The organism is Testudinibacter aquarius (assembly GCF_004342725.1).
Classification (GTDB): domain Bacteria; phylum Pseudomonadota; class Gammaproteobacteria; order Enterobacterales; family Pasteurellaceae; genus Chelonobacter; species Chelonobacter aquarius.
On record NZ_SMCP01000007.1, the window covers coordinates 131735 to 150300 of the forward strand.

Here is an 18566-nt window from a genome sequence, read left to right on the forward strand (position 1 = left end):
GCTGAGAAATAGCAAGTGCGGTTGTGGTGAGCAACCGCACTTTTGCGTTGAATAAAGTTCAAACGATTAAAACAGTTTTTGTAGCCAACCTAATTTGGCACTCAGCACATTAAAATAGTTGTAGTCGTTCAAATGCAGCAACCGCAGCGTATCTTGGCTTTTGCGTACGATAATTTTATCATCCGGTGAAAAGGCGTGTGCCACTTGGCTGTCACAGCTGATTTCCAATTGGCGTACCGTATATTGGGCAAAGCGCAGTGAAATCACACTGTTACCGTCGATCACTAACGGGCGAGAAGAGAGGGTGTGGGGAAACATCGGCACTAAGGCGATGGCGTTGAGCTGCGGGGTCAGGATCGGTCCGCCGGCAGACAATGAATAAGCAGTTGAGCCGGTCGGCGTGGAAATGATCAGGCCGTCGGAACGTTGTGAGAACGCAAATTTGTCATCAATATATACTTGAAAATCAATCATATGCGCAATTTTTGCCGGATGAATTACCACCTCATTGACGGCATTATTTAAATTAATCAACTCGTTATCACGTTCGACCATCGCTTCCAGCAGAAACCGCTCTTCGATAAAATATTCGCCTTCTTCCAAACAAGAGTGTAGCTGTGAATAGGCATGTTTCGGATCAATATCGGTTAAAAATCCTAAATGTCCGCGATTAATGCCGATGACGGCGATGTCGTAGCGAGCCAAGATCCGTGCGGTGCCTAGCATATTGCCGTCACCACCGATCACAATCGCCAAATCCGCTTTTTCGCCAATCTGTTCAATCGGGGCGATGTGCTCTTCAGGAATCGAGAGATCTTTGCCGATATCTTTTTCCACCAATACTTGGTAGTGTCGTTCACTTAACCATTGGTAGATATTTTTGTGCATTTGCAGCGCATTATCGTTTCTTGGTCGCCCGACCAAGCCGATAGTATGAAAATTACGCTTGCCTCGTTGAGGTGCGTTAGCGCTCGAAGAAAAAGAATTGTGCATTTATTTTGCTCATAAAAAACAGTAACAGACATAAAAGTCAGATAGTGCTTGAAATCGTCATTTTAAACCCTATATTAACAAAAAGAGTTACAATTGAAAGCACTATTCACCGGATAAAATTGAGCTAAAGTGCGGTTTTTTCGGTAGAATAAGTAAACTTGATTTATTTCAGTCTGTATGGAGAAAAAAATGTCTGAGTTAGCCGAAGAAAAAGATCTAGAAACGACCATCGAAGACGCTGCGAAAGCAGAAGAACAATTACCGGAAGTGACGGGCGATCCGTTAGAAGAGGCGATTGCACGGGTTCAGGAGCTGGAGGAGCAACTGGAACAGAGCAATAAGCGGGTACAAGATGTCCAACTGCGTAGCCGTGCCGAGATAGAAAACATTCGTCGCCGTGCAGAGCAAGATGTTGAAAAAGCGCATAATTTTGCGTTAGAGAAATTTGCTAAAGAGCTGTTGGAAGTGATTGATAATTTAGAGCGTGCGCTCGATTTAAACACCCAAGCCATTGACGATACGGGTAAAGCCATTTTTGATGGTGTTGAACTAACTTACAAATCGTTATTATCGACAGTGAATAAATTCGGCATTGAATCCGTCGGTGTCGTTGGGGAAACGTTTAATCCAGAGTTGCATCAAGCGATTTCTATGCAGCCGAGTGAAGGGTTTACCACCAACCAGATTACGCAAGTGCTACAAAAAGGTTACTTGTTAAACGGAAGGGTTATCCGTCCGGCAATGGTGATGGTTGCGGCTTAGTTGTGGTTTAACCATCCATTTTCAGAAAAAGGCGGGCTTTTCCCGCCTTTTTTCGGCGCATAAAAATTTTGCTACGCAAAGCTTGCCTTTTTTTGTACAATAATCCGTCTTGACCATAGGGGCTATAGCTCAAATTATAAACAAAGATCAACAGACCCTAATGAATGGCTAATTTCCTTTATTTCCCAAGAGTTGTTACATGATTGATTACATCATTATCGGCATTATTGTTTTCTCTTTAATCGTCAGTTTATTGCGTGGTTTTGTGAGAGAAGTGATGTCGCTTGCCAGCTGGGTGGTTGCGTTCATCGTTGCCAGCCGTTTTTATCCTTATCTTGCCAGTATGTTGACCCAGATAGAATCTGAAAATATTCGTATTGGCGTTGCCGTAACCATTCTGTTTATCTGTAGTTTGATTGTTGGCGCAATTATTAATTATATTATCAGCCAATTGGTGGATAAAACCGGGCTCAGCGGCACCGATAGGGTGCTGGGCGCTTGTTTCGGCGTGCTGCGCGGTGTATTAATTGTTGCTGCGTTACTGTTTTGTGCCGATACTTTTACCAGTTTCGGGCAATCTGAACTGTGGAAAAGTTCAAAATTAATACCGCACTTTGGTTTTGTGGTAGAGTGGTTCTTCCAACAATTGCAACAAAATTCTTCATTTTTGACCCCTAACTTTAACCGTTAATTGATCCCTCGGGACAAACTGAAAAGGACAAACAAGACATGTGTGGAATTATTGGCATTATTGGGCAAACACCGGTTAATCAGGCTATTTACGACGGACTGACCGTGTTGCAACATCGTGGACAGGATGCTGCCGGGATTGTCACTGTAGACGATGAAAATCGCTTTCGGCTACGTAAAGCCAATGGTTTGGTGAGTGATATTTTCCAACAAGTTCATATGACCCGATTGCAGGGTAATGCGGGCATCGGCCATGTTCGTTACCCGACCGCCGGCAGTTCCAGTGTTTCGGAAGCGCAGCCGTTTTATGTCAATTCACCCTACGGGCTGACATTGGTACACAACGGCAACCTCACCAACTCCGATGAATTAAAACAGACCCTGTTTACCCTCGCCCGTCGCCATGTGAATACCAATTCTGATTCTGAAGCGCTACTGAATATCCTGGCTTACCATTTAGATTACAGCGCCAGTCTGGATTTGCAGGCTGAGGATATTTTCAACGCTATTCGCAAAACCCATGCAGATATTCGTGGTGCTTATGCCTGCGTGGCGATGATTATCGGTTTTGGCATGGTTGCCTTTCGTGATCCTTATGGCATTCGCCCGCTAGTGTTGGGCAAACGGACTTTAGACAACGGCATAACAGAATATGCTTTTGCGTCAGAAAGCGTAGCATTAGATGCGATTGGCTTTGAGTTTGTGCGCGATGTTAAACCGGGCGAAGCGATTTATGTCACTTTCGACGGTCAGTTTTATTCTGAACAGTGTGCTGCCAATCCAGATTTATGCCCGTGCATTTTCGAATATGTTTATTTTGCCCGTCCCGATTCCTGTATTGACGGCGTGTCGGTATATGCTGCACGAGTACATATGGGGGAGCGTTTAGGCAAGAAAATCGCCAAAGAGTGGCAAGGATTGGAAATTGATGTGGTGATTCCGATTCCGGAAACATCAACCGATATTGCACTGCGAATTGCACGGGAGTTGGACGTGCCGTATCGTCAAGGCTATGTTAAAAACCGTTATGTCGGGCGGACGTTTATTATGCCGGGACAAGAGCAGCGCAGAAATTCCGTACGCCGCAAATTGAATACTATTTCTTCTGAATTTAAAGGCAAAAATGTGCTGTTGGTGGACGATTCAATCGTGCGCGGTACGACCTCAGAGCAAATTGTCGAAATGGCACGCCATGCCGGTGCTAAAAAGGTCTATTTTGCTTCGGCGGCGCCGGAAATTCGCTACCCGAATGTATATGGTATTGATATGCCTGCCGCCAACGAATTGATCGCTTATAATCGTAGCGTCGAACAGATTGCCGAGCTGATTGGGGTTGATCGTTTAATTTTCCAAGACTTGCAGGATTTGATTGAATCGGTGCAGCAAGAAAATCCATCGATTCAGCATTTTGATGCGTCGGTGTTCACCGGTGAATATATTACCGGCGATGTGTCTAAAGCCTATCTGGATAATATTGCCTTTGCGCGTAATGATAATGCCAAACAGCAGCAGGCAAAAGATGCGACCAACCTTGAAATACACAATGAACGCTAACAATGCAAGCTGTAATGTGAACAGTAAGCAGAATGAAAAAAAATCGCGCTTGATTATTGCCATCAGCGGCGCATCGGGGGCGATTTATGCGATTCGGCTGCTGGAAGTGTTGCAGCAAAGCGAAATTGAAACCCATCTGATTATCAGCAATGCGGCGCGACAAACCATTGCGATGGAAACTGAGTATAGCGTACAACAAGTGCGGCAATTGGCGAATGTGAACTATGATGTTCGTGATATTGGTGCGGCGATTTCTTCCGGCTCATACCGCACTTTAGGCATGATTATCGTGCCTTGCTCGATCAAAACCCTGTCGGCAATCGCCCACTGTTATAGTGATGATTTGATCAGTCGAGCCGCCGACGTGTGTTTAAAAGAGCGCAAGCCACTGCACTTATGTGTGCGGGAAACACCGTTGCATTTGGGGCATTTGCGTTTGTTGAGCCAAGCCGCAGAAATCGGCGCCCAGATTACGCCGCTGATGCCGGCGTTTTACCACCAGCCGAAAACCATAGATGACATTATTAATCAAAGTGTTAATCGGCTGCTTGACCAGTTTGAAATTGAGCTGCCACAGGATCTGTTTCAGCGTTGGTGTGGAAGCATCGCCAATTAAATCGGCAATTTCAGCTCTCGTACCGACATGGTTAAGCCATCGATCAGCAATAAGCGCCCACACAGGTTTTTACCAATATTTAGCCGCACTTTGATCGCTTCCAATGCTTGGATCGAACCGACAATACCGACGACAGGTGCCATAATCCCCGCTTCGACGCAGCTGAGTGTGCTGTCGCCAAACAATCGGCTCAAAGTGCGGTAAGTCGGCGTATTTGGTTGATAGCTGAACACTGAGACCTGTCCCTCAAAACGGATGGCTGCACCGGAGACCAACGGAATTTTATGTTGTTCACAACAGCGATCTAGGCTGTTACGGATATCGACATTATCAGTGCAATCCAGAATAACATCAAATTGAGTGACAACGTCACTTAATTCAGTTTCGCTCAGCTGCTTATCAATGGTTTGAATCTTAATATGGGGGTTGAGTTGTTGCAATGCCAGCTGTGCCGACCGCACTTTAGGCATCTCCAAGCGGCTGTCGTTATGCAGCACTTGGCGTTGCAAATTGGACAGCGACACGGTATCAAAATCCAGCAGAGTCAAATGCCCAACGCCTGCCGTTGCCAGGTATTGTGCCGCAGCACAGCCCAGACCGCCTAAACCGACAATCAGCATTCTGCTGTCTTTCAGTGTTTCTTGCCCGTCAAAATCAACGGCTTTTAACATGATTTGGCGGTTATAACGCAGCGTTTCCTGATAGCTTAGCTCACTCATGTTCCATGCCTTTTAGTTTAATGTGGCGTCAAAGGGTTCAATGGTCACGCATTCGCCGCTCGCTACGTTGCCACGTTCGCGCTCTAAAACGATAAAACAGTTGCTGGCAACAAAAGCACTGAACAAATGTGAGCCTTGAAAACCAACAGCTCGTACTTCGATTTGTCCATCCGCATTGACATGGTAAAATCCACGTTGAAAATCCAAACGCCCGACTGCTTTTTTTAACGGTGCGCTGCTGATGGCTTGCAGTTGAATCGGTTTTTGCCACTGGCTGAAACCGCTTAAACGGGCAAGCAGGGGGTGAACCAATTGGTAGAAAGTCACTAAAGCTGAAACCGGATTGCCGGGCAGCCCGCAGAACCAAGCGTTTTCTAATTTACCGAATGCGAACGGTTTACCCGGTTTTATCGCTAATTTCCAGAAGTTGATCTGCCCCAGTTTTTCCAGTACGGTTTTGGTAAAATCAGCTTCACCAACCGAAACGCCGCCGCTGGTAATCACCAAATCCGCTTGTTGCTGCGCTTGGTTGAATGTTTGTTCAAACAGCGCTTCATCGTCAGGTAAAATACCGTAGTCTAAAATTTCACAGCCCCATTTTTGCAGCATTAATTGCACTGCAAACCGATTGGTATCATAAATTTGCCCGGCTTTGAGCGAATTGCCGACGCTGACTAATTCATCACCGGTAGAGATCAGCGCCACTTTGACTCGCTTAAATACCTGCAGTTGTTCAATGCCGAGCGAAGCCAGTAAGGGCAGTGACAGTGCGGTTAGTTTCGCCCCTTGCTGCAAAACCACTTCGCCACGTTTAACATCTTCACCCACTCGACGGATATTTTGCCCGGTTTTGATTGCAGCTTTGACTTCTGCGTTAAACCGCACTTTGCCGTCGGCATCAATTTCAGTCTGTTCCTGCATAATCACCGCATCACAACCGACCGGAATCATGGCACCCGTCATGATTCTGACCGCGCTTTTTGCGGGTAAATCGGCGTTAAACGGCGTTCCGGCAAAGCTTTTTCCGACAATCGGCAACGGTTGTCCGTCTGCTAAATCTGCAATTCGCACTGCATAGCCATCCATGGCGGAATTGTCAAAACCCGGCACATTAATCGGTGAACAGATATCTTCGGCACAAATACGGTTTTGCGCCGCCATTAATGTCAATATTTCAGTTTGGCTGGCGTCTGGTGCAGGGAGAGCATTCAACATTTGTTGTAAGGCTTGATCTAACGAGAGCAAGTTATTCATTTTAATCCTCTATTTCTTTAATAGTTTTATAATTCCGATATTTGGGTTATTTTAGCCTAAATTCCACATTCTTGCATTTGCCTATTAAGTTAACTTTGCTAGAATAACAAACTTGATTTTAACTGGAGTAATAAATGAGCAACATTTCTGCTGAAGCCGCCAGAGTGCGTGATGCCTTGATAGCGAAAGGCATCGAAACCCCGATGAAAAGCGTCGCCTTAAGTTTAAATGAACGTCGCAAACAAATTGAGAGCCATATGCGTGAAGTCATCCAACTGATCGGCTTGGATTTGAGCGATGACAGTATTGAAGAAACGCCGGGCAGAATGGCAAAAATGTATCTCGATGAAATCTTTACCGGCATGGATTACGCCAATTTTCCTAAAATCACCACGATTCGCAACCGTATGAAAGTGAGTGAAATGGTGTTGGTAAACGACATCACGCTGACCAGCACCTGCGAACACCATTTTGTTACCATCGACGGGCAAGTTTCGGTAGCTTATTACCCGAAAGACTGGGTGATCGGCTTGTCTAAAATCAATCGAGTGGTCTCTTTTTTGGCGCAACGACCGCAAGTGCAAGAGCGTTTGACCGAGCAGGTGTTGACCGCACTTCAGGCGATTTTGCAAACCGACGATGTGGCGGTTTATGTTAAAGCGACCCATTTTTGTGTCAAATGCCGTGGTATCAAGGATACCAATAGTTACACTGTCACATCAGCATTTGGTGGCGTATTCTTAGAAGATCGTGAAACCCGCAAAGAGTTTTTGGGATTGATTAGCAAATAGCATTAACAAAAACAATTAGATAAAATGCAGAAGTGCGGTTCTGAATTATTCAAAAAATGGCTGTCGGTTGACCGCCATTTTTTTATGCTGTTATAGGCGTCAGAAAGATTGCTGCTGTCAACATGTACACCGCTGGCAATATTGTGATTTCAAGTTGTGGAATCAGTGGTTTTTTGGTACATTTAGCACAATTTTTTCGCCGCTCTCGGCTCAACTCTCTTTCTTAATCGGAATTATTATGTTTAAAAAAATTCGTGGTCTGTTTTCTAACGACCTTTCTATCGATCTTGGCACGGCTAACACACTCATTTATGTTAAAGGGCAAGGGATCGTTCTGGATGAACCTTCAGTGGTGGCGATTCGTCAAGACCGTGCCGGCTCACTGAAAAGTATTGCTGCTGTCGGGCGTGAAGCCAAGATGATGTTGGGGCGTACGCCAAAAAGTATCGCAGCAATTCGTCCGATGAAAGACGGTGTGATTGCTGATTTTTTCGTCACTGAAAAAATGTTGCAATATTTTATCAAGCAAGTTCACCGTAACAATTTTATGCGTCCTAGTCCGCGAGTTTTAGTTTGTGTGCCGGCCGGTGCGACTCAAGTTGAACGGCGTGCCATTAAAGAATCGGCAATCGGTGCCGGTGCTCGTGAAGTTTATTTGATCGAAGAGCCGATGGCGGCGGCGATTGGTGCCAAATTACCGGTATCTACTGCAACCGGTTCGATGGTGATCGATATTGGTGGTGGCACCACCGAAGTGGCAGTGATCTCACTGAATGGCGTGGTGTATTCGTCTTCGGTACGTATCGGTGGCGATCGGTTTGATGAAGCGATTATTGCCTATGTTCGTCGTACGTTTGGCTCTTCCATCGGAGAGGCAACGGCAGAGCGGATTAAGCAAGAAATCGGTACCGCTTATATTGATGAAGATGATGAAATCAAAGAGATTGAAGTTCATGGGCATAATCTTGCTGAAGGTGCGCCACGCAGCTTTAAACTGACTTCACGCGATGTGTTGGAAGCGATTCAACAACCCCTAAGCGGCATTGTGACAGCGGTGCGTACCGCACTTGAGTCCTGCCCTCCGGAACTGGCGGCAGATATTTTCGAACGTGGCATGGTGTTAACCGGTGGTGGTGCTTTGATGCCGAATATCGACAGACTGTTGTCGAAAGAGTCGGGTGTGCCGGTTATTGTTGCTGAAGATCCATTGACTTGTGTAGCACGCGGCGGTGGTGAAGCGTTAGATATGATTGATATGCACGGTGGCGATATTTTCAGCGATGACTAATCGTTGAAACACTCTTTTTTTCACAAGTGCGGTTTTAAACCAATTAAAGCCGCCACTTTTTAGAGTAAAGCGCATGAAACCTATTTTTTCTAAAGCTCCCCCTTTAGGAATTCGTCTTATTCTGGCGATTGTAGCATCGATTTTATTGATGATCAGTGACGGCCGCAGCAGTGGTATGATTCAGGTACGCAGCCTGATGGAAACCTCTATCAGCGGTCTGTTTTATTTTGCCAATATTCCCCGTTCAGTGCTGGATGGGGTATCTGATAACCTTGCCGACACGTCTAAATTACAAATCGAAAACCGGGTGCTGAAAGAGCAGCTAAGGGAAAAAAATGCCGATCTGTTGCTGCTGGATCAACTCAAAGTCGAAAATCAACGCTTACGCTTGCTGCTAAATTCACCGTTACGCTACGATGAATATAAAAAAATTGCCGAAGTATTGACGACTGAATCAGATATTTATCGCCAGCAAGTGGTGATCAACCAAGGTAGCCGTGACGGTGTGTTTGTCGGACAGCCGGTGATTGATGAAAAAGGTGTGGTCGGGCAAGTCACCTCTGTGGGTGCAACCACTAGTCGAGTGTTGTTGATTACCGATGTTACGCATTCGATTCCGTTGCAGGTATTGCGTAACGATGTGCGTTTGATTGCCAGCGGAACGGGACGCGGTGATGAGCTGCAACTGGACAATGTGCCGCATTCGGTTGATATTGTGAAAGGCGATCTGCTAGTGACATCAGGCTTGGGCGGGCGCTTTCCGGAAGGTTATCCGGTCGCTATCGTCGATTCAGTCTCGACCGATAAACAGAACTATTTTGCGGTGATTTCAGCCAAGCCGCTAGCGTCGTTGGAACGCTTGCGCTATCTGCTGTTGCTGTGGCCGGTGAATGATGAATTACACCGACCACAATCACTTTCGCCGGAAGATGTGCGCAACACGGTGCGTCAACGGCTATCGACTCGACAAGATGAACTGCTGGCACCGGACAATAATAAAACTGTCAAAGAGCAAATTGATGGAAATTCGTCGCAAGAACCCGCAACAAACGAAGAGTTGGCACCGGCAGATGCCAATCAACAGCAACAAGATGCATTGACAGAGGGCACTCAGTAATGAAAGGCAATTGGATTTTGCAACTGTTAATGGTGGTGTGTACTTTTTTGGTTGCGCTAGTGATGGAAATTACACCATGGTCAGCTGAATTTCAAGGTTTGCGTCCCTCTTGGTTAGTGTTGGTGTTATTATATTGGGTGCTGGCAATTCCGAATAAAATCAGTATTGGTTATGCGTTTGTGGTCGGGCTGATTTGGGATCTCAGTTTAGGTTCGATCCTCGGCGTACATGCCCTGATATTATCGATTTTTGCTTATTTAATAGCGTCTAACCATCTGGTGCTGCGTAACTTGTCGTTATGGTTACAAAGCATGTTGGTGATAATTGCCGTTATCGTTATTCATATCAGTATTTTTTTGATCGAACTGTTTATGCACAGTGCCGATTTTAGCGCACAAGAGCTGCTGGGGGCAGTTTTCAGTGGTGTATTATGGCCTTGGGTCTTTTTACTGCTGCGAACCTTAAGGCGTAAGTTTAGTTTGCGCTAGACATGGTGTCAGACTAAAAAGGGGCGGATATATAATCCGCCCCTATTTTTATAATATTAATCGGCTATTTTAGTCTTTGTTAGCCATCTGACCTGTTACATTGAATCGTAACAGGTCTAATTTGAAGCAATTGAATTATTTGATCACTTTTAGCAAGGCTTCGCCAATATCGGCTAAGCTGCGGACGGTGGTGACACCTGCGGCTTCCAACGCGGCAAATTTTTCATCGGCAGTGCCTTTACCACCGCTGATAATTGCGCCAGCATGTCCCATGCGCTTGCCTTTTGGTGCGGTGACACCGGCAATATACGAAACTACCGGTTTGTTGACGTGTTGTTTGATATAGGCGGCAGCTTCTTCTTCAGCGGAACCGCCAATTTCACCAATCATCACAATGGCTTCGGTTTCCGGGTCTTGCTCAAACAGCGCGAGAATATCGATAAAACTGGAACCCGGAATCGGATCACCACCGATACCAACACAGCTTGATTGCCCTAAACCACAATCGGTAGTCTGTTTCACCGCTTCGTAGGTGAGTGTGCCGGAGCGTGACACAATGCCAACTTTGCCTTTTTTATGGATATTGCCCGGCATAATACCGATTTTGCACTCGTCTGGGGTGATCACACCGGGGCAGTTAGGCCCGATCATGCGCACACCGGTCTGGTTCAATTTTTGTTTTACGGCTAACATATCCAGGGTCGGTATGCCTTCAGTGATACAGACGATCAACTGAATTCCGGCATCAATGGCCTCCAAAATCGCATCTTTACAGCCGGGTGCAGGCACATAAATCACACTTGCAGTGGCACCGGTTGCCTGTACTGCTTCAGCAACAGTATTAAAGACCGGCAATCCTAAGTGGGTGGTGCCGCCTTTGCCGGGAGACGTGCCGCCGACCAATTGTGTGCCGTAGGCAAGTGCTTGTTCAGAGTGGAAAGTGCCTTGTCCGCCGGTGAATCCCTGGCAAATAACTTTAGTATTTTTATTAATTAAAATAGACATTTATTTGCCCTCCGCTGCGGCAACCACTTGTTTAGCGGCATCTGTTAAACTATTGGCGGCAATAATATTCAGACCGCTGTTGGCTAAAATTTCGCGTCCTAGTGGCGCATTGTTGCCTTCAAGACGAACCACCACCGGAATCGCTACGCCGACTTGATTGACGGCATCGATAATGCCGTTGGCGATTAAGTCACAACGTACAATCCCGCCAAAAATATTCACCAATACCGCTTTTACGGCACTGTCGGACAAAATAATTTTAAATGCCTCAGCAACCCGCTCTTTGGTTGCACCACCGCCGACATCTAAAAAGTTTGCCGGTTGTCCACCGTGCAATTTGATGATGTCCATGGTTCCCATTGCCAAACCGGCACCGTTGACCATGCAGCCGATATTGCCGTCCAATGCCACATAATTCAATTGCCACTGTTCTGCCAATGCTTCGCGCGGGTCTTCTTGACTTGCGTCTTGCATGGCTTGCAAATCAGGGTGACGGTAGGAAGCATTGCTGTCAGTGACGATTTTAGCATCTAAGCAGAGCAGTTGATCGTTTTCCAAAATCACCAACGGATTGACTTCAACCAAAGCCAAGTCTTTCTCGACAAACAGCTTGGCAAGTTGGGTGAAAAGGTGGGTGAATTGTTTGATTTGATCGCCTTGTAAGCCTAATTTAAAGGCTAATTGACGTCCTTGAAACGGCATGCCGCCCAGCAGTGGATCTAAACTGATTTTATGCAGTAACTCAGGGGTTTTTTCAGCCACTTCTTCAATATCCATGCCGCCTTCGGTTGACGCCATGACGACAACAGTTTGCGAACTACGATCCAAAACCGCACTTAGGTATAACTCTTTTTTAATGGCGGAACACTGCTCAAGATAGATAGTGTTGACCGGTTGACCGTGTTTATCGGTTTGAAACGTCACCAAGCGTTTGCCGAACCACTGCTCGGCGAAAGCGTTGATTTCGGCTTCACTTTTTACCAATTTTACGCCGCCGGCTTTGCCGCGACCGCCTGCATGAACTTGGCATTTGGCAACCCAAGTATCACCGCCTAATTTTTTGGCAGCTTCCAGTAATTGCTGGCTATTTTGACAGGCGTAACCGGTTGGAACGGGAATGCGGTAATCAGCAAAGATTTGTTTACTTTGATATTCGTGCAAATTCATTATTTGTCCTTGTCACAACGATAGATTATCGGGTTAATGTGGCGGAGAATCGCCGTTTATTAACAGGGCAGATGCTATCCGCCCTGATATTGTTATTACCAGTGGTTAAATTTCCAATAGAATACGGGTTGGATCTTCCAGCAACTCTTTAATCGTGACCAAGAAGCCGACGGATTCGCGACCATCAATTAAACGGTGGTCATAAGACAGGGCAAGGTACATCATCGGGCGGATCACCACTTGTCCGTCGAGCGCAATCGGGCGATCTTTAATCGCATGCATGCCTAAAATAGCACTTTGTGGCGGATTGATAATCGGGGTAGACATCAATGAGCCGAACACGCCACCGTTAGTGATGGTGAAATTGCCCCCGGTCAAATCTTCCACCGTCAACTTGCCGTCACGTCCTTTTTCTGCCAGTTCTTTGATTTGCTGTTCGATTTCCCCCATCGACAATTTATCGCAGTTTTTCAGCACCGGTGTCACCAAACCACGCGGCGTGGAAACCGCAATACTGATATCGAAATAGTTGTGATAGACGATATCTTCGCCGTCAATCGAGGCATTGACTTCCGGATAGCGTTTAAGGGCTTCAACCACGGCTTTGATGTAGAACGACATAAATCCTAGCCGTACGTTGTTGCGTTTTTCAAATTTTTCGCCGTAGTTTTTACGCAGCTGCATAATCGGCGACATATCGACTTCATTAAAGGTAGTCAACATGGCGGTGTTATTTTTTGCGTCTAATAAGCGCTCGGCAATTCGTTTGCGTAAGCGGGTCATCGGCACGCGTTTATCACTGCGGTTTGCCAGCGCAACCGAGCTGTCGGTGCCTTCTTTATGCACGGTGGAAGCTTGTTTGCTGAGGTGGGCATCAACATCTTCACGCGTGATACGCCCGCCAACGCCGGACCCTTTGATGTCGCTGGAGTCAATATTGTTTTCTGCCAGCAAACGACGTACCGACGGGCTGAGATTGTCGTTGGCATCGCTGTGTTCGGTGCTCAATACCGCACTTTGGCGTTCTGCCGGTGTGGATTCTGCGGTATTCACCGTATCTTTGGTCACTGTTCCGGCGGCTGAAACCGGCAACAGTTTACCTAGCAGTTGGCTGCTGATCACCGTAGCACCTTCTTCTTGCAGGATAGCTTCAACAACGCCGTCTTCTGAAGCAGGTACTTCCAACACCACTTTGTCAGTTTCAATTTCAACAATAATTTCATCACGTGCAACCGTATCACCGGCTTTTTTGTGCCAAGTTGCGACAGTGGCATCCGCGACTGATTCAGGTAAAACCGGGGTTAAGATATCAATACTGCTCATATTTATTTCCTTTCAATATTTAATCAATTGTTCAATTAAGCATCTAAAATATTTGGTTGAATAAGCTTATTCAACCGTCAATGCTTCATCCACCAAGGCTTTTTGCTGTGCATTGTGCAACGAAGCAAAGCCGGTTGCCGGGGAAGCGGAAGCCGGTCGTCCGACATAATTCAAACTTGCGCCGGCAGGCAGCGAGGTTCGGAAATTATGTTGACTGCAATACCATGCCCCTTGGTTCAATGGTTCTTCCTGACACCAGATAAAATCTTTAACATGTTGATAAGGTTGCAAGACAGTCTGCATATCATCACTCGGATACGGGTAAAGCTGCTCGATACGAATTAAGGCAACGTCGGTTTGTTGGTTGGCGCGGCGTTTTTCTAGCAAATCATAATAGACCTTGCCGGAACAGAGCACGACACGCTGCACCTGTTGCGGATCCAAATCATCAAACTCTGGCAACACCGGTTGGAAAGTGCCTTCCAACAGTTCTGACATCTCAGAAATTGCCAACGGATGGCGCAGCAGTGATTTCGGGGTTAACGCAATCAGCGGACGGCGCATCGGGCGAATCATCTGGCGGCGCAGCATATGGTAAACCTGTGCCGGTGTAGAAGGCACGCAAACTTGAATGTTCTGTTCGGCACACAGTTGCAGATAGCGTTCTAGGCGAGCAGAGGAGTGCTCAGGGCCTTGTCCTTCGTAGCCGTGCGGCAATAACATGGTTAAACCGCACATTCTGCCCCATTTTTGCTCACCGGAGCTGATGAATTGGTCGATAACCACTTGTGCCACATTGGCGAAATCGCCGAATTGCGCTTCCCAGATGACTAAGGTTTTCGGATCGGAGGTAGCATAGCCGTATTCATAGGCTAAAACAGCTTCTTCAGACAGCACCGAATCCCACACTTCAAATCGTCCTTGTTGATTGTGCAGATTGGCAAGCGGAATGTAGTAGGTGCCGTCTTCTTGATTGTGCAACACCGCATGGCGGTGGAAGAAGGTGCCGCGCCCGGCATCTTCACCGGACAGACGAATCGCATTGTTGTCATCCAGCAGGGTGGCATAGGCCATAATTTCCGCCATACCCCAGTCAAACGGTTTTTCGCCTACTGCCATCAATTCACGATCTTCGTAGATTTTTTTCACACGATTGTGTAGTTTGTGCGATTCAGGATAGATACACACCTTCTTTGCCAAGGCAGTGAACCGCTCTTTGTCAAACCGATTTTCGTAATGCGCAGTCCAATCGTGATCAAGATAGTTAATCCACTCCAATGAGTTGCGATCCAGTTCGCTCCACTCTTTGACGACACATTCACCGTTATCCAGTGCATCGCGGTATTCGTTCATCATTTCAAACGTTTGATCATCATTCAGCACCTCTTCGGCAACTAAACGATCAGCATAGACTTTGCGTGGCGTCGGATGTTTTTTGATCTGTTTATACATCATTGGCTGGGTTGCAGACGGTTCATCGGCTTCGTTATGCCCATGTCGACGGTAAGAAACCAAATCAATGAAAATATCATTTTTAAATTTAGCACGATATTCAACGGCCATTCGAGCCGCATAAATCACGGCTTCCGGGTCATCGCCGTTGACATGAATCACCGGCGCATCAACCATTTTGGCAATATCGGTGCAGTATTCGGTAGAACGTGTATCACCGGTGTATGAGGTGGTGAAACCGATACGGTTATTGATAACGACACGGATTGTGCCACCTATGGTGTAACCGCGAGTGGCTGACATATTCAAGGTTTCTTGTACGATGCCTTGTCCGGTGACGGCAGAATCACCGTGCACGGTGATTCCCCAGACTTTATTGCGCTCACTGTCTTGCAGACGAGTTTGGCGTGAACGGACAGAACCGATTACCACAGGGCTGACGATCTCTAAATGTGACGGGTTAAACGCCAATGATAAGTGAACTGAGCAGTTATCGGTCATAAAATTAGAAGAAAAACCTTGGTGATATTTCACATCGCCGGTACGGTCGTGGTTACTGTGTTTTCCGGCAAATTCATCAAACAATTCTGCCGGTTTTTTGCCCAGTACGTTGACCAGCATATTTAACCGTCCGCGGTGTGCCATGCCCATCACGATATCTTTAGCGCCAAATTTACCGGCATGGCGGATAATCTCTTTCATCAGTGGAATAAAAGCATCGCTGCCTTCTAAAGAAAAACGTTTGGCACCGGGAAATTTAGCCCCTAAATAGCGCTCTAAACCTTCGGCGGCGGTCAGTTCTTGTAAATAGGTTTTTTGTTCTTCCGGGCTGAACAGCGGTTTATTTAAACGTGCTTCCATTTTTTGCTGCAACCAGTCACGCACTTCAATATTATGCAGGTGCATAAATTCAAGCCCGATGGTGCTGCAATAGGTTTCATGCAATTTTTCAGAGAGTTCGCGCAGTGTGATGTTTTCACGATCGTACACATATTTGCCGATATTAAACTCTTCATCCAAATGTTTCTCTTCCAAACCGTAGAATTGATAGTCCAGATTTGGCACCGAGAGGCGCTTCCACATTTTTAATGGATCGAGGTCGGAACGCAAATGTCCACGATAGCGAAAGGCGTTGATGTATTGCAAAGCCCGCACTAAACGGCGGCTGGCACTGGGATCAATAATCGTGTGTGTTCCGGTTTTATTGGTATTTTCTTTGGCGAGTTCACGGAAGTATTCGCGCACCGGCGCATGGGGTTGCTCGCTGACGGTGGGTTTGGGCCAACTGTCGAAGATCTGTTTCCAGCTGGTATCAACGCTCAAGGGATCTTTAAGATAGTCTTCATAGACTTGTTCTATATACGTTTGGTTGGCTCCGCCTAAGGCACTAGAGTCAACCCAATCCTGCATAACATTCCGCAGGGAATGGTTTTGTCGCATAACTACCTGACCTTTTCTTAAAATAAAATAATAGGATAACTATAATTTTGTCAGTAAATTGAATATTTTACCGTTAACTTTATCGCTAACTGTAGGGTAAGAACAGACTATTTACAAGAAAATGATAAATTTTGTTGCGAGTTAAATTATACCTAAAAAATTTTTTTATAATGTGACCTAGCTAGTGTTTTTTACAAAAAAATAACATTTTATCCAAAAGGCTCTTTAAATTTATCGGTTAAAAGACTAAATTGGTGAAAATTCATTTTACAGTATCGCTTTATTTGTGTTAATAAATGAATCAGTTTTCACTATAAATGCGATCGAATAGATTGCCTTAACAAAAATGTAACAACAGGGAGTGATCATGTCAGAATTAAAAGCAACATTATCCATCAGTGATGGCCGTCAGCTTGAAGTAGATGTTCATCGTGCCGTCTTGGGGTATGATTCGATTGATGTTCAGTCATTAGTCAAAAATCAATTGTTTACCTATGATCCGGGTTTTATGTCAACCGCATCTTGCAAATCGGCGATTACCTATATTGATGGTGACGAAGGCGTGTTGTTGCATCGCGGCTATCCAATTGAGCAACTGGCTGAAAATGCTGATTATTTAGAAGTTTCATATCTGCTGTTATTTGGTGAGCGTCCGAACAAAGAACAATATCGTGAATTTGAAAGTAGAGTGAAAAAACATACCCTGGTGCACGAGCAGATTTCCCGTTTTTTCCATGGGTTCCGCCGCGACTCGCATCCGATGGCAATTATGTGCGGCGTCAGCGGTGCGTTGGCAGCGTTCTACCATGATTCCACCGATGTTAACAATATCTATCACCGTGAACTGACCGCCTACCGTTTATTAGCAAAAATGCCGACCTTAGCAGCGATGTGTTATAAATATTCGATTGGTCAGCCGTTTATGTATCCGCAGCGCCATCTTTCTTTTTCCGGTAACTTCCTGTATATGATGTTTGCCACGCCGTGTGAGCCTTATGTGGTTAATCCGGTGCTGGAAAAAGCCATGGACAAAATTTTTATTCTGCATGCCGATCATGAACAGAATGCGTCAACCTCAACCGTGCGAACCGCAGCTTCTTCCGGTGCTAATCCATTCGCTTGTATTGCAGCTGGCATTGCCTCCCTTTGGGGACCGGCGCATGGTGGCGCCAACGAAGCCTGTATCAATATGCTGGAAGAAATTGGCAGTGTTGATCGGATTCCGGAATACATCGAGAAGGCCAAAGATAAAAATGATCCGTTCCGTCTGATGGGCTTTGGGCATCGGGTATATAAAAACTACGATCCGCGCGCTAAAGTAATGCGTCAAACTTGCCATGAAGTGCTGAAAGAGCTGGATGTGCAAAATCCGTTATTGGATGTGGCGATGGAATTGGAACGTATCGCCTTGAGCGATCCGTATTTTGTTGAACACAAACTGTACCCAAATGTTGATTTCTACTCTGGTATCATCTTGAAAGCGATTGGCATTCCGGTATCGATGTTTACGGTGATGTTTGCGTTGGCAAGAACCGTCGGATGGATTGCCCACTGGAAAGAGATGTATAACCAAGGTGCGATCAAGATTGTTCGTCCGCGGCAGATTTATATTGGCCATCCACAGCGTGATTTCGACAAAATGGAGAAGTAAGGGATGTGCAAACCGCACTTTATTACCTAGTGCAGTGATAGTGGTGGCAGCTGTGCCACCGTTTAGGGCAAGAGCAAAACAAAATTAAGGCGCAAATTTTATTGCGCCTCAGATTATTGACAAAGATATTTACTTAGGCTGGGTAGCAACTGTGTTTCCTGTTTTTTGGAAACACATTTTTAACCCACAGATACTGTGGATAAATGGCGTGTAGCGTCCCATTTCTCATTACGTTTTACTAACGCATTGATAATGG

16 protein-coding genes are annotated in these 18566 nt (G+C 46.0%); 9 read left to right on the plus strand and 7 right to left on the minus strand.

The genetic code is table 11. The annotated features are described in order from the left end of the window. Positions 1 to 66: 66 nt before the first annotated feature. Positions 67 to 993, minus strand: coding sequence for an NAD(+) kinase (locus EDC16_RS08800; RefSeq protein ID WP_132967475.1), 927 nt, complete (start codon positions 991 to 993; stop codon positions 67 to 69). 177 nt (positions 994 to 1170) lie between these two features. On the opposite strand from EDC16_RS08800, the gene grpE reads away from it, so the two are divergent. The 4 genes from grpE (at position 1171) to EDC16_RS08820 (ending at position 4615) form a co-directional block, all read left to right on the plus strand. Then, on the plus strand, positions 1171 to 1755 hold the full coding sequence (gene grpE / locus EDC16_RS08805; RefSeq protein WP_132967476.1) for a nucleotide exchange factor GrpE: 585 nt from the start codon (positions 1171 to 1173) through the stop codon (positions 1753 to 1755). Between the two features lie 199 nt (positions 1756 to 1954). After that, entirely contained in the window at positions 1955 to 2446 is a 492-nt protein-coding gene (locus EDC16_RS08810; protein ID WP_132967477.1) for a CvpA family protein, read from the plus strand. A 38-nt stretch (positions 2447 to 2484) separates the two neighbouring features. Then, on the plus strand, positions 2485 to 3999 hold the full coding sequence (gene purF, locus EDC16_RS08815) for an amidophosphoribosyltransferase (RefSeq protein ID WP_132967478.1): 1515 nt from the start codon (positions 2485 to 2487) through the stop codon (positions 3997 to 3999). Next, on the plus strand, positions 3989 to 4615 hold the full coding sequence (locus EDC16_RS08820; protein ID WP_132967479.1) for a UbiX family flavin prenyltransferase: 627 nt from the start codon (positions 3989 to 3991) through the stop codon (positions 4613 to 4615). Before purF ends, EDC16_RS08820 begins: the two co-directional genes overlap by 11 nt. Here the strand turns inward: EDC16_RS08820 and moeB are convergent. Next, complete coding sequence (gene moeB, locus EDC16_RS08825; protein ID WP_132967480.1) at positions 4612 to 5334, minus strand: molybdopterin-synthase adenylyltransferase MoeB; 723 nt, start codon at positions 5332 to 5334, stop codon at positions 4612 to 4614. The genes EDC16_RS08820 and moeB overlap by 4 nt on opposite strands. A gap of 12 nt (positions 5335 to 5346) precedes the next feature. Then, a complete protein-coding gene (moeA, locus tag EDC16_RS08830; RefSeq protein WP_165894229.1) occupies positions 5347 to 6579 on the minus strand; it encodes a molybdopterin molybdotransferase MoeA in 1233 nt (410 codons plus the stop codon). 143 nt (positions 6580 to 6722) lie between these two features. Between moeA and folE the strand changes: the two genes are divergently transcribed. From folE to mreD, 4 genes are all read left to right on the plus strand, one after another. Beyond that, positions 6723 to 7379 (plus strand): GTP cyclohydrolase I FolE, encoded by a 657-nt coding sequence (gene folE / locus EDC16_RS08835; protein ID WP_132967482.1) that lies wholly within the window; start codon positions 6723 to 6725, stop codon positions 7377 to 7379. Positions 7380 to 7614: 235 nt separating this feature from the next. Beyond that, the gene (locus tag EDC16_RS08840; RefSeq protein ID WP_132967502.1) at positions 7615 to 8667 is read left to right on the plus strand and encodes a rod shape-determining protein; all 1053 of its coding nucleotides are present in this window, start codon (positions 7615 to 7617) and stop codon (positions 8665 to 8667) included. Positions 8668 to 8740: 73 nt separating this feature from the next. After that, positions 8741 to 9784: a rod shape-determining protein MreC gene (gene mreC, locus EDC16_RS08845; protein WP_132967483.1), complete on the plus strand. Its 1044-nt coding sequence runs from the start codon at positions 8741 to 8743 to the stop codon at positions 9782 to 9784. Beyond that, positions 9784 to 10272: a rod shape-determining protein MreD gene (gene mreD, locus EDC16_RS08850; protein ID WP_132967484.1), complete on the plus strand. Its 489-nt coding sequence runs from the start codon at positions 9784 to 9786 to the stop codon at positions 10270 to 10272. The genes mreC and mreD overlap by 1 nt, the downstream gene beginning before the upstream one ends. Before the next feature lie 135 nt (positions 10273 to 10407). Here mreD and sucD read toward each other — a convergent pair whose 3' ends face one another. The 4 genes from sucD to sucA all read right to left on the minus strand — a co-directional run bounded on the left by sucD (position 10408) and on the right by sucA (position 16659). Beyond that, on the minus strand, positions 10408 to 11277 hold the full coding sequence (sucD, locus tag EDC16_RS08855; RefSeq protein ID WP_132967485.1) for a succinate--CoA ligase subunit alpha: 870 nt from the start codon (positions 11275 to 11277) through the stop codon (positions 10408 to 10410). Beyond that, positions 11278 to 12444: an ADP-forming succinate--CoA ligase subunit beta gene (sucC, locus tag EDC16_RS08860; protein WP_132967486.1), complete on the minus strand. Its 1167-nt coding sequence runs from the start codon at positions 12442 to 12444 to the stop codon at positions 11278 to 11280. It lies immediately after the preceding gene. A gap of 105 nt (positions 12445 to 12549) precedes the next feature. Then, the gene (odhB, locus tag EDC16_RS08865; protein ID WP_132967487.1) at positions 12550 to 13767 is read right to left on the minus strand and encodes a 2-oxoglutarate dehydrogenase complex dihydrolipoyllysine-residue succinyltransferase; all 1218 of its coding nucleotides are present in this window, start codon (positions 13765 to 13767) and stop codon (positions 12550 to 12552) included. A 66-nt stretch (positions 13768 to 13833) separates the two neighbouring features. Further along, the gene (gene sucA / locus EDC16_RS08870) at positions 13834 to 16659 is read right to left on the minus strand and encodes a 2-oxoglutarate dehydrogenase E1 component (protein ID WP_132967488.1); all 2826 of its coding nucleotides are present in this window, start codon (positions 16657 to 16659) and stop codon (positions 13834 to 13836) included. A 367-nt stretch (positions 16660 to 17026) separates the two neighbouring features. Between sucA and EDC16_RS08875 the strand changes: the two genes are divergently transcribed. Then, positions 17027 to 18310, plus strand: a complete 1284-nt coding sequence (locus EDC16_RS08875) for a citrate synthase (protein ID WP_132967489.1) — start codon at positions 17027 to 17029, stop codon at positions 18308 to 18310. Positions 18311 to 18566 lie beyond the last annotated feature (256 nt).

Coding starts and splice junctions, on each gene's coding strand:
- EDC16_RS08800 (WP_132967475.1), bottom strand. CDS start 993: ATGCACAATTCTTTTTCTTCGAGCGCTAACGCACCTCAACGAGGCAAG.
- grpE (WP_132967476.1), top strand. CDS start 1,171: ATGGAGAAAAAAATGTCTGAGTTAGCCGAAGAAAAAGATCTAGAAACG.
- EDC16_RS08810 (WP_132967477.1), top strand. CDS start 1,955: ATGATTGATTACATCATTATCGGCATTATTGTTTTCTCTTTAATCGTC.
- purF (WP_132967478.1), top strand. CDS start 2,485: ATGTGTGGAATTATTGGCATTATTGGGCAAACACCGGTTAATCAGGCT.
- EDC16_RS08820 (WP_132967479.1), top strand. CDS start 3,989: ATGAACGCTAACAATGCAAGCTGTAATGTGAACAGTAAGCAGAATGAA.
- moeB (WP_132967480.1), bottom strand. CDS start 5,334: ATGAGTGAGCTAAGCTATCAGGAAACGCTGCGTTATAACCGCCAAATC.
- folE (WP_132967482.1), top strand. CDS start 6,723: ATGAGCAACATTTCTGCTGAAGCCGCCAGAGTGCGTGATGCCTTGATA.
- mreC (WP_132967483.1), top strand. CDS start 8,741: ATGAAACCTATTTTTTCTAAAGCTCCCCCTTTAGGAATTCGTCTTATT.
- mreD (WP_132967484.1), top strand. CDS start 9,784: ATGAAAGGCAATTGGATTTTGCAACTGTTAATGGTGGTGTGTACTTTT.
- sucD (WP_132967485.1), bottom strand. CDS start 11,277: ATGTCTATTTTAATTAATAAAAATACTAAAGTTATTTGCCAGGGATTC.
- sucC (WP_132967486.1), bottom strand. CDS start 12,444: ATGAATTTGCACGAATATCAAAGTAAACAAATCTTTGCTGATTACCGC.
- odhB (WP_132967487.1), bottom strand. CDS start 13,767: ATGAGCAGTATTGATATCTTAACCCCGGTTTTACCTGAATCAGTCGCG.
- sucA (WP_132967488.1), bottom strand. CDS start 16,659: ATGCGACAAAACCATTCCCTGCGGAATGTTATGCAGGATTGGGTTGAC.
- EDC16_RS08875 (WP_132967489.1), top strand. CDS start 17,027: ATGTCAGAATTAAAAGCAACATTATCCATCAGTGATGGCCGTCAGCTT.